This window comes from Pseudogracilibacillus sp. SO30301A (genome assembly GCF_037072025.1).
Classification (GTDB): domain Bacteria; phylum Bacillota; class Bacilli; order Bacillales; family Amphibacillaceae; genus Pseudogracilibacillus.
The window spans coordinates 1-10,767 of sequence record NZ_JAXHDD010000088.1 but is presented as its reverse complement, the minus strand read 5'-3'; the positions used below and the strand labels follow the sequence as shown (position 1 = coordinate 10,767).

The 10,767-nt window shown below is 34.6% G+C and carries 9 protein-coding genes and 1 pseudogene; 4 read left to right on the top strand and 6 right to left on the bottom strand.

The window, feature by feature from the left end; translation table 11 throughout:
* Positions 1-306: 306 nt before the first annotated feature.
* From SPD89_RS21775 to SPD89_RS21755, 4 genes and pseudogenes are all read right to left on the bottom strand, one after another.
* Positions 307-556, bottom strand: a pseudogene (locus tag SPD89_RS21775) (DUF4176 domain-containing protein).
* Between the two features lie 281 nt (positions 557-837).
* Positions 838-2,070, bottom strand: coding sequence for an MFS transporter (locus SPD89_RS21770; protein ID WP_336264036.1), 1,233 nt, complete (start codon positions 2,068-2,070; stop codon positions 838-840).
* A 631-nt stretch (positions 2,071-2,701) separates the two neighbouring features.
* The gene (locus SPD89_RS21760; RefSeq protein WP_336264034.1) at positions 2,702-3,265 is read right to left on the bottom strand and encodes a hypothetical protein; all 564 of its coding nucleotides are present in this window, start codon (positions 3,263-3,265) and stop codon (positions 2,702-2,704) included.
* A gap of 270 nt (positions 3,266-3,535) precedes the next feature.
* Positions 3,536-4,303: a class I SAM-dependent methyltransferase gene (locus SPD89_RS21755; protein ID WP_336264033.1), complete on the bottom strand. Its 768-nt coding sequence runs from the start codon at positions 4,301-4,303 to the stop codon at positions 3,536-3,538.
* Between the two features lie 167 nt (positions 4,304-4,470).
* On the opposite strand from SPD89_RS21755, the gene SPD89_RS21750 reads away from it, so the two are divergent.
* The 4 genes from SPD89_RS21750 (at position 4,471) to SPD89_RS21735 (ending at position 8,465) form a co-directional block, all read left to right on the top strand.
* A complete protein-coding gene (locus SPD89_RS21750) occupies positions 4,471-5,565 on the top strand; it encodes a mechanosensitive ion channel family protein (protein WP_336264032.1) in 1,095 nt (364 codons plus the stop codon).
* A 263-nt stretch (positions 5,566-5,828) separates the two neighbouring features.
* A complete protein-coding gene (locus tag SPD89_RS21745) occupies positions 5,829-6,821 on the top strand; it encodes a beta-carotene 15,15'-monooxygenase (protein ID WP_336264031.1) in 993 nt (330 codons plus the stop codon).
* A 106-nt stretch (positions 6,822-6,927) separates the two neighbouring features.
* A complete protein-coding gene (locus tag SPD89_RS21740) occupies positions 6,928-7,836 on the top strand; it encodes an EamA family transporter (protein ID WP_336264030.1) in 909 nt (302 codons plus the stop codon).
* A gap of 47 nt (positions 7,837-7,883) precedes the next feature.
* On the top strand, positions 7,884-8,465 hold the full coding sequence (locus tag SPD89_RS21735) for a uracil-DNA glycosylase (RefSeq protein WP_336264029.1): 582 nt from the start codon (positions 7,884-7,886) through the stop codon (positions 8,463-8,465).
* 246 nt (positions 8,466-8,711) lie between these two features.
* On the opposite strand, the gene SPD89_RS21730 is transcribed toward SPD89_RS21735, so the two are convergent.
* Positions 8,712-9,788, bottom strand: a complete 1,077-nt coding sequence (locus SPD89_RS21730; protein WP_336264028.1) for an RNA-guided endonuclease InsQ/TnpB family protein — start codon at positions 9,786-9,788, stop codon at positions 8,712-8,714.
* A 5-nt stretch (positions 9,789-9,793) separates the two neighbouring features.
* Complete coding sequence (gene tnpA / locus SPD89_RS21725; RefSeq protein WP_336264027.1) at positions 9,794-10,192, bottom strand: IS200/IS605 family transposase; 399 nt, start codon at positions 10,190-10,192, stop codon at positions 9,794-9,796.
* Positions 10,193-10,767: the final 575 nt, after the last annotated feature.

Here is a 10,767-nt window from a genome sequence, read left to right as displayed (position 1 = left end):
ATTAAACAACAAAAAGAAGGATTTTATCTCTTTTTATAGAAATATAGTATAAGTAAGAGAATTCTATAAAAGTAGGTGCGCATAATTCTTCGTTGGCTTGTTTCTCCGCTACTCATGTATCTAAATGCATACATTCCGCTGCTCGAAATTGCGCCGTCTCGAACTTCTTGATCCTTTTTATCCTCCTTTTTGAACACGCACTTATAGAAAACTTGGCATTCGCCAAGCCTTTAATGGCGAATGCCTTAGTTGCAGCACATATGCGAGTCTAAGAAAGTTTTATACTTTCCTACTGCTAAAATAACCTTAATTCTTCTCTTTCCACTTCTGATACAACTTAACTCGTTTTTCATCAAAATCAGTAAAACCTTCTTAAATCACTTCATCTATATTTCTTCATTAAGATAAAATACCTCATCATGAACGAGACCAAGCGGATATAAGCACCCCGAATATTCAAACATTCTCCATCTATTTTCGTGATAGGACCACGATTTGAAATCATAAGTTTATTCGTACCTTCCTTAAGGTAGACAATTGATCCAATTGGTGCAATATAAAAAACTCCTAATACATTTATTGTTTCAATAGCAGTTTTTAATCCACCATGTCTTTCTTTTCTTCAATAAATTTCACTTTATAAGCCTAAGCAATAACTGTATATAATACTGAGTTTACAAATAAAAAGAATACGATGAAAAAATAAATAAGGATAAAGGTCATATTATATCCCCGCTTCAATGTAAATATTCTACATTCTGTATTCCATTCTCATATAAGCCTACAGGACAGTCAATAATGGAAAAGGCTTAATTATTCATATATTAGTAGGTAAATTCAGTCAATTTTTACAACAGAAGATCTTGATAAATATAGAATTAAAATGATAGTAATGACTAAGGAAATCAGAAAAATATAATTTATATCGATTATCTCGGCAAGAATACCTGAAATTAAAAACGAAAATGGTACTGCTAATTTCATTAACATGGAGGATGTTCCTGCAACTCTTCCTAATAAATGATTCGGTGTAGTGGACTGCCGCAATGTGGAATAATGTATCCCCATCGTTGCGCCTCCAAAACCGATTAAAAACATACCGATGATTATTAGAATCCATGTAAATGAAAAAACTAATAAAATATATCCAATAAGATCAATAAAAAGTGCTAGTATCATAATGATACCGCGTTTAAAATAGTGCAGTGACTTTTTAGCAATTGATGCTGCAATAATGCCTCCAATTGCTGAACTGCCAAGGATAATTCCGATTTGTGCTTCTGTTAATTGTAAAATATCTACAGAATAAAATATTAGGACAGCCAACGTAAATGCTCTAGCAATATTAGCCAGCAAGATTACTATTGTTAGAACCCATAAATCTTTATTCTCACGTAAACTTATCCATCCTTCTTTTATCTCATTAACAAATGTGCTTTCTTGCTTTTTTTTCATTCCTTGATGGGAAGGTATTTTTACAAATCCAATGAAAATAAATAAGATAAGAAAACCTATCATGGTGAAGAATAATCCATTCGTATAGCTAAAGGAAAGTAGTAACATTCCAGCAAAAGCTGGTCCAATTATTTCAATCGTAGATGATGCTAAAGTAATGGAGGAATTTGCCTCTGTCAGTTGTTTTTCAGGAACTAAATTAGGGATTGTACTATGAAATGCATTGCCAAACATATAAGAAGACGTATAAAGAATAAAACCAAGTGCATAAATGAGCCATAACTGTATGGTCGATGTGTATAAAAGAAATATGAGTGCACACAAAACTAAAATTTGGGCAAAGACAGATAGCATTAATATTTTCTTCCGGTGGTATCGATCAACGAGTACACCTATAAAAACAGCGAGAGCTATATTTGGAATAAATTCAATCGCCCTCATGCTACTCATAGCTAATGGGGAATGTGTTAAATCATAGATGATTAAAGGAAGGGAAATTGTAAAGATATAAAAGGTAAATGTAGCAATAGCATTTCCAGACCATAAAAACATAAATCCCGGGTTTCGCCAAACACTTTGATACTTAGGTGAACTTTCTACTTCTTTCAACTCCATGAACAAGTACCTCCTATGCACCTTTTTCCATATTTATGTATAAATTCATTTTCATGTATTTACTACACCTTGTCAATAGGGAGTTGAGACTTCAGTAGATTTCAAAAATAAAAAACCTGCCAGATTTTTCTGGAAGGCACTTCGGTGACATTTTTTGTTCTAAATGAATAAACTATCCAAAAAGGGAGTATCCTAGTTTCATAACCGGTGTCCTAAAAACCATTATCCATATGTCATACAATCTGGGGATTCGCTACAATCTATCGCGAACAGATTGGAAGTTCTGAGAATACTAGCTGCAAACCCAGAAATCGATCCGGATAATCTGTTTATTGGTCATTATTTTATTCCGGCTTGTCCTCCAAACCACAAGGCATATCTCATCCAACCCGGGGATACGTTATATGAACTCGCCCGTATATTTAATGTTACGATTGCTAGTATCTTAGAAGCAAATCCTAGTGTAAATCCGCAAAGCTTTTGCGCGTGGCTCAGCGGATTTGTATTCCTTCAGCATGTGCTCCTACCAACCCGGATACAAGACTGCAATTAACTTAAATGCAAAATGAGATAGATAGGTTGAAGGCAGAATTAAGCAGAAGACAATAGATCTTATAATACTCTAAAGCGTTTATGGTTCCATATCGAAACGTGCAATTTCTTCTTCATCTAACACAATTACTAGAGTTGCTTCTAATGCTTGATCTGTAAGTTCTTGTAACGCTTTTTTAGATGGTACAGGTTGGGATACTTCGGAGTTTTCTTCACTTACCCCTAATTCAAAATAAATAGAAAATTTCTCTTCTTGGTCGGGTTCAATGGAGGTAGCATATGTTTTACCATGACCTAACCCAGTATCCTGATATTCAGAAGGATTAAAAATATTAAAACCGATAATATTTTTTGAGGAGGCAATTAACGTATCGTGGGGTTGAATTTTTATTTCTAAGTTTTTATCTTCTATTTGGTTAATTTTTTTACTGCCAATATTTTTAATGGTAAATTCGTAATGCAACACTGTTGGCACAAGTTCTTGTCCTTTTTGTTCACCTTCTGTAATTACAATTGCTCTAGTCTTTTCTTTATCTTTCACTATTTCTACTTGAGTTTGGACAAGTTCAACAGCATAATCCGAAGAACAAGATGCAACTAACATAAAAATAATTAAAAAGAAAAAAATACGGGTCTGTTTCATTTTGTTTCCCCTCCTTTCTATCACCCTATTATAAAACGCTTACATAAGTTGTTAACTTCTATTTTAACAAATAATTTCATGAAAACACCTACATTTACAGCACCTCATTAACAAACATGTAGAAATTATCTATCATTCCGCTCCTCTCGATTACATCTCTTATAATAAGTATATGATAGATAACTACACTTTTTCACAAATAATAATTGCCTTTTACATCAGGTTAAAAATGGCTGAAGACAAGAAAAATCAGATAATTTTCCAACCGCGCTAATTTTTGATCGCAATTACTTGAAGCCTTTTATAATCTGCTACCCAATTTCCTTCCTTATATAACTCATTTTTTAATTTTTGTGCAATATCATGATAAATCACCACTCTATCCTTCTTAAAGAATTCTGGAAAAAAATCATCCGCAAAACTGTCTAACCAATATTCCAGCCCTTTTTCTCCATCTGGAAGAGTAGTTGGGCGATCGAATAAATTTGCAAATGTAACTGTGAACCCATGCTTCTCAAGTAAAGTTGTATATTCCCCGATACTTGGAAAATACCACGGGTTTCTAGTATCCACTGAATCAATACCATAGTTTTCTTGAAGAACCTCTTCAATTCCACAAATAATTCTCATCACATTACCAGATCCACCGAATTCAGCAACAAATCTTCCATTGGACTTCAAAGCCTGTCCTATTGTTTTTACGACTTTTTCTGCTTGCTTCATCCAATGTAGGGCTGCATTTGAAAAAACAGCATCAAATTTTTCCTTGCGACGATAGTCTATAGCATCAGCGACTTGAAAATTCAATCTCGGAAATTTCGCTCGTGCTTTCTTAATCATTTCGCTAGAAGCATCAATTCCTGTAACAACAGCACCTGATTTGGCAATTTCTTCAGTTAAGTCTCCTGTTCCACATCCAAGATCTAATATTTCTTCTCCACCCTTTGGCTGGAGAAGTTCTACTATTCCTTTTCCATATCTAGATACATAACGTAACTTATCATCATATACATCTGCATTCCATATATTGATTGACATAGTACCATCATTCCTTTGTAAATGAAATTTAAAATTCATACTTATTGTTTAATCGTTCATATTATTGTAGCATAAGGTTGGATACGCAACACGATGATATTGTAATCTTTAACTTCTTTAAAAAGTATGAAAATACGCTTATTAAATTAAACGTCAGGAGATTAAAAATGAATTGGGAATTAATTAGTTCGTATGAATATTTAATAGATGTTGGCATTGCAATCGGTATTTTTTTGTTATTTCTTCTATTTCGAAAAATATTTACAAAATATGTATTTTCCTTCCTACTAAAATTAAGTCGAAAAACTCGAAGCAATTTTCTTCCAAACATATTTTTAGCATTTGATAAACCGTTCCAATGGTTTTTCATTATCATCGGGCTCTATTTATCTGTTAAGTATTATCCGTACCTTAATCATTTAAATCCATTGTTCATTAAGATTATAAAGGCAGCAATTATTTATATTATTAGTTGGGGATTTTTTAATTTAGCGTCAACATCTTCTATGATTTTCCGATCGATTAATGAGAAAACCAATATAAAAATTGATGAAATTTTAATTCCATTTTTATCTCGAGCAATTCAATTTATCATTATCGCTATTAGTGTGACAGTTATTTTACAAGTATTTGATTATGAAATTGGGGCTTTAATCACCGGATTGGGGATAGGTGGACTTGCGATTTCACTTGCTGCACAAGATGCGTTAAAAAATTTATTTGGTGGGATCGTCATTATTACCGAAAAGCCGTTTACAATTGGCGAATGGGTTAAAACACCAAGCGTAGAAGGAACAGTAGAGGATATTTCTTTTCGAAGTACAAAAGTCCGTACATTTGCCCAAGCACTTGTGACGGTGCCGAATGCAACACTAGTAAATGAACCGATTACGAATTGGAGCAAAATGGGAAAACGACAAATTACTTTTAATTTAAGCTTAACTTATGATACGCCGAAAGAAAAAATTGAACTTGTCGTTCAATCCATTCGAGAGTTATTAAAAAATCATCCAGAAATCCATCAAGAAACGATATTTGTCACCGTTGATGAATACGATGAATATGGACTGGATATTCTCTTGTATTTCTTTACGAAAACGACAGAGTGGGGGAAATATTTAGAAGTAAGAGAAGAAATTAATTTGAAAATTTTGGGTATTGTTGAACAAGCAGGCGCTGAAATTGCTATTCCTGCCCAAAAACTTTATAGTGATGCCCCAAACGAGGACATACTCAAAAGAGTCAGAGGAGAAGCGGAATAATCTTAGAAAGCTTGGCTTATCGCCAAGCCTTTATGGTGAGAACTAAAGCTGCACTTATGCAGTAAGAAAGGATTTATACTTTTGTTTGTAAATACTTTTCATGATAGATGTTGGCGATATGCTTTTTGCCGCCATGAGAGTTTCTTACCTGCTTAAAAATATTTTGCTAATGTCTAAGAAACTCATTTATATTTTGTATATAAAGGAGTTATAGCATACTAAAACATGTTCTTTTTCATCGTAAAAATTTACTTGTTTTACTTTTGCTCGTACTTATAGCCAACATCACACTTTATCACACCGCTTTTGGAGCGAGCGTTCTTCCAGAAAAACCAAACGGAGTTGTAGTAGGTTCTATCATTGATCTTGCGCTTATCACACCACTTCTATTTGTTGCTTGGAAACAAAATTGGAATGTAAAGAATGTTACTATTGCAATTGCAGCTGGACTTGTGCTTGTACGGTTTCTCATTCCAATTCAATATTTAAAGCCATTTGTTGCAGTCACATGGATAGGTTTTGCAGTTGAAGGTGCGATTGTTTTATTGGAAATATTCCTACTTTTTATATTGGTTAAATACTTACCATCAATTATCCGTTCCGTTAAAGATAGTTCTTTACCAATACTATTTTCGTTTCCAGATGCTGTTGAAAAACATATAAAACCAACACCTTTAATCAAAATTATTTGTACAGAAGTCCTAATGTTTTATTATGCTTTTCTAAGTTGGAACAAGAAGCCTACTATTACTAAAAATACGTTTACGTTACATAAGAATTCGAGTTTCATTGCCATGCAAATCATGCTTATTCACAGTATTGTTCTTGAAACGATCGTTATCCATTGGTGGATTCATGAAAGATTTTTTATTTTATCGATAATATTACTCATTTTAAATATCTATTCAATCATTTTCATAGTTGGAAATTTACAATCGATCCGTCACAATGCTGTAAAAGTCAGTAAGAAGAGCATCTATATATCATCAGTATTCATGAAGCGAATCAAAATTAACATGGACAATATCGAGAAAATTATTGAAGATCCAGACATTCTTAATAAAAAGCTTCCAAAAAATACAATTGATTTCATAGCACGAGACTTTGAAGATGCAAATCCACATTTCATTTTAAAATTAAAAAATTCAACAAAAGCTTCTCTTTTATTTGTTAGGGAGAAAGAATATAAATTCATTGCGATACGAGTAGATGAACCAACTAGATTTAAACAAACAATAGAAGAAAAGGCAGTATAGCTGAACGCGTACTTGCCTTTTTTATATTTATGTAAGCTCATCCGAGCTGTTAAATGTGGTAAGATAGTAAAGGACATTTTTTAATAGACAGGAGAATAATTTTACTATGTGGTTTATTTTTTCTATCTTAACAGCATTCGCTTGGGGAGCAGCAAATCTGTTTTATAAAAAAGGCTCCAACCCAGATGACAAATTCAGTCATTTAAAAATTGTTACGATGGTTGGCTTTGTAATGGGAATTCACGCTGTATGTTATCTTTTTATAAAAGATATTACCTTTGATCCATTTGATATGGTTCGTTATTTTCCCGTTTCATTTATGTATATTTTGTCGATGACGATTGGATATATAGGGCTTAGATATATTGAATTATCGATCGCAGCACCTGTTCAAAATTCAGCTGGTGCGGTTAGTGCTATTTTATTATTTATCTTTTTCCCTAGAGAAATGAGTTTCATAGATATTGCAGGAATCATTATTGTAACAATCGGGGTTATCGGACTTGCTATTTTTGAAAAACAAGCAGAAGATAGAGCTTTAAAAGAAGCGAATGAAACGATTGACCCCAAATATCAACTAAGTGTTCTCGCCATAACATTTCCAATTCTTTATGCGTTAATTGATGGGGTTGGTACGTTTGCGGACGGGATTTACTTGGATGAATTAAAGCTCATTAGTGAGGATGCTGCCCTACTTGCATATGAATTCACCTTTTTTATTGTAGCAGTTCTTAGTTATATGTATTTAAAATTTGTAAAAAAAGAAACGTTCATTTTGCTGAAAGAGCGTGACAAAGGGGCGGCGGCAATTTTAGAAACAACAGGTCAGTTTTTCTACGTATTTGCAATGGCTGGAAACGCAATTATTGCAGCACCGCTAATTGCTGCGCACGGAATTTTTTCAGTTATTTTATCACGAATATTTTTAAAAGAAGTTATGTCACCCAGGCAATATATTATGATTGCGATTGTGATGCTCGGAATTATTTTCCTTGGGGTTTCAGAAGGACTATAAGGGAATACTAAAATATGACTAAATATTTCCCTTAGGAGGAATGTGATATGTCAGATTTTTGTCCTGTTCCTTGGCCCGAGGAACCGACCCCGGAATACCTTATAGATTGTAAAGAGTGTGGTCTTTTTAAACATGGTACCCGTATGATATGGGGTGAAGGGAATCCCAATGCTTCACTAATGATTATATTGGATAATCCGGGAGCGCGAGAAGATAAAGAAGGAAGAGAATTCGTATGTGGAACAAGACAGTCTTTACAACAAGCAGCGAATGAGGTTGGGCTAAGTGAGCATGAGATTTATGTAACATATGTGCTAAAAAGACAACCTAGAAAAAAGTATGATAAAGAAAGTACTCGAAAAACTTGTATGAAACATCTTAAAAAGCAATTAAAGGAAAAACAGCCTTCGCTCATCTTCTGTATGGGCAACGTTGCTGTGCAAAGCTTTTTTGGGGATGAAAAGGCAGAGGTCAAAACACTTCGCGGAAAAATTCATCAGGTAAATGGCTATACCACAGCGATTGCCTATCATCCTTTAGCGATTAGACGGCGACCAAATTTACGTGGTTGTTTTTTAGAAGATTGGCATTTAGTTGTTGAGGAAATGAACAAGCAGAACTTTTTCTAAAAGCTGCTTGTTTTTACTTTTTTACATTTACTAAACAAAGATTGATATAATTTGTTGTTAAGGAAATTTAAAGATACTCAAAATCCTCTCATTGAGACTCCCACGACTAAAGTCGCAAGCCCTACACCTTACGGTGTGACGGGTGGGATTCTTGAATGACTAATCGTTCGCAGTCCATTTCTGTTTTGAACAGCCTTCAAGATGAGGGCATCTCATTGCCCCTCCTAAGACAGTGCATATAGCATCTTAGGCTGATTGACTGTTACCATCAACCACAGGTGCATATCGAATATTCATAGCACCTATTATGTCTCTATGCTTCTCGAATCCGCATTTACACTTATATTTTCTATCTTGTGCTTGATTCTTCCCAGCGCACTTAGGACATGTTTGACTTGTGTATGCAGGATCAACGTACTCAACTTTAATACCAGCTAAATTTGCTTTGTATTCGATAAACTGTGATAGGCGATAGAATGACCATGTGTGCAAGTTCTTTTCGTTTTTACGGCTCGTTTTTGCCGTCTGTCTAATATTCGCAAGCTGTTCTACGCGAATGACAGAAATATCATTATCTTTTGCAAAATCCACAATTGCACGACTAACTTTATGGTCTTGGTCTTTCATCCAGCGTTGCTCCTTATCTTCTAAACTACGAATAGCATTTGACTTTTTCTTTTTGCCTAATGCTTTACGCTCAGTACGAAATTTACGCTTCATGTACTTATTTTGTCTGCCATTACCAAAGAAACGTACTTTTTCATCATCTGTTACAGCAACGGCAGGGACTTTTAAACCTAAGTCTACTCCCATGACTTTCCCATCCGTTCCTTCATCGGTAGGGATAGTGACAGAAATTTGAGCAATCCATTTGCCTGACTTTCGTGTGATACGAAGAGTCCCTAATTTGTGCTTAAGTAGTTCAAAGTTTCGATTGTCTTTATCGACCAATAAAGCACGAATAGGTGTCTTCTTTGCTTTGCCTTTAATCATGATAGGCATTGAAATATGTGTAGAATTAAAAGAGTAGTTCTGATTATTCCAAATGCAAACAGGTTTCTTTAGTACAGGTACGGTAGTGAACTTACTTTTCCTTGCTTTTTTGAATACGCTTTTCGCATCTTTAATAGCTTGATTTTTAACTGCACTTGGCAAAAAAGCAGAAATATCTTTGCTCGATTTCTTTGTGCTTTTCTTTTCATCAACCATTTCTGATACAAGCATATTGATAGTCGAGATATATGATTGACTCATCTTACGCAAGATAGATTTCTGTTCTTTTGTTGGAAGCAATTTAATTTTAACTGTTATTGTTTGCGACATTTGACTCATCCTCTTGTTTTTTGCTGTTCAACATAACGTTTAATGGTTGCACTTGATACATTTCCTGCGGTAGACACAAAATAGGAACGTGTCCATAAGCTTTGCAAGTGTTGAAGATGAGAAAATTCTTCTCTCAGTTTTTTAGAAGTCACTCCTTTTATCTTTGCCATAATATCAGCAGGACTAAGTGTTGGTAGTGCATTGAGAAATATGTGTGTGCGGTCAATGTCGCATTCTAAAGCAATAATAACAATTTCTAATTCTTCACATATTTTTTGTACCAACTGCTTAAAGCGCTCCTCAACGTCTGCACGAAGGAATATTTTCCTTCTATATCGAGGACAAAAAACGAAATGATAGTTGATTAATGATACGGTTGTATTGGTTCTTCTATATTTATTCATATACTTATTGTATCAGTTTTATTAATAGAATGCAACGCTTTTATTATAAAAACGATTAAAATTTTCGGATGCTTGAAGCACCACAAAACCTTCGGTTGTTAGTGGCACTCCGCATCCGACTTCACTCTCATCCCACACCTAAAGGAGTGGGCTATCTCGTTCGGGAAATCTGTAATTACAGTGTAAACGGTCGCATTATAATAACTACTATAGACTGGCTTCGCATGAGGGGTTGGATAGCACTGTCGATCTTCCTTTAGTCTTTTTTGGAGACTTGCTGGGAGGGAGGTGTTGCCTATGGACATTGTTAGTGCGCTAACGCTCATGATATCCTTCGGGATGTTGGTTGCGTTCATCGTCTCTGATAAAAACCATAAAAGATAATCCCTCATGCATTTTAGCGGGTACGTGAGGGATTACTTCCTAAGCTACCTACCCCTCTTGTCGGGGTTCAGCCTATGCGGACCGCTCCATGTTTCAGCATGGACGGTCTTTATTATTTTATGATCTTTCTACGTATATTATACCACGATTAATATGATTGTACACACCCTAATCTCCGTCCTTGGCTATCT

Excerpts from the sequence above, each read along its gene's own strand:
- SPD89_RS21760 (WP_336264034.1), bottom strand. The coding sequence starts at position 3,265 with ATGAAACAGACCCGTATTTTTTTCTTTTTAATTATTTTTATGTTAGTT.
- SPD89_RS21730 (WP_336264028.1), bottom strand. The coding sequence starts at position 9,788 with ATGTCGCAAACAATAACAGTTAAAATTAAATTGCTTCCAACAAAAGAA.
- tnpA (WP_336264027.1), bottom strand. The coding sequence starts at position 10,192 with ATGAATAAATATAGAAGAACCAATACAACCGTATCATTAATCAACTAT.
- SPD89_RS21750 (WP_336264032.1), top strand. The coding sequence starts at position 4,471 with ATGAATTGGGAATTAATTAGTTCGTATGAATATTTAATAGATGTTGGC.
- SPD89_RS21770 (WP_336264036.1), bottom strand. The coding sequence starts at position 2,070 with ATGGAGTTGAAAGAAGTAGAAAGTTCACCTAAGTATCAAAGTGTTTGG.
- SPD89_RS21740 (WP_336264030.1), top strand. The coding sequence starts at position 6,928 with ATGTGGTTTATTTTTTCTATCTTAACAGCATTCGCTTGGGGAGCAGCA.
- SPD89_RS21755 (WP_336264033.1), bottom strand. The coding sequence starts at position 4,303 with ATGTCAATCAATATATGGAATGCAGATGTATATGATGATAAGTTACGT.
- SPD89_RS21735 (WP_336264029.1), top strand. The coding sequence starts at position 7,884 with ATGTCAGATTTTTGTCCTGTTCCTTGGCCCGAGGAACCGACCCCGGAA.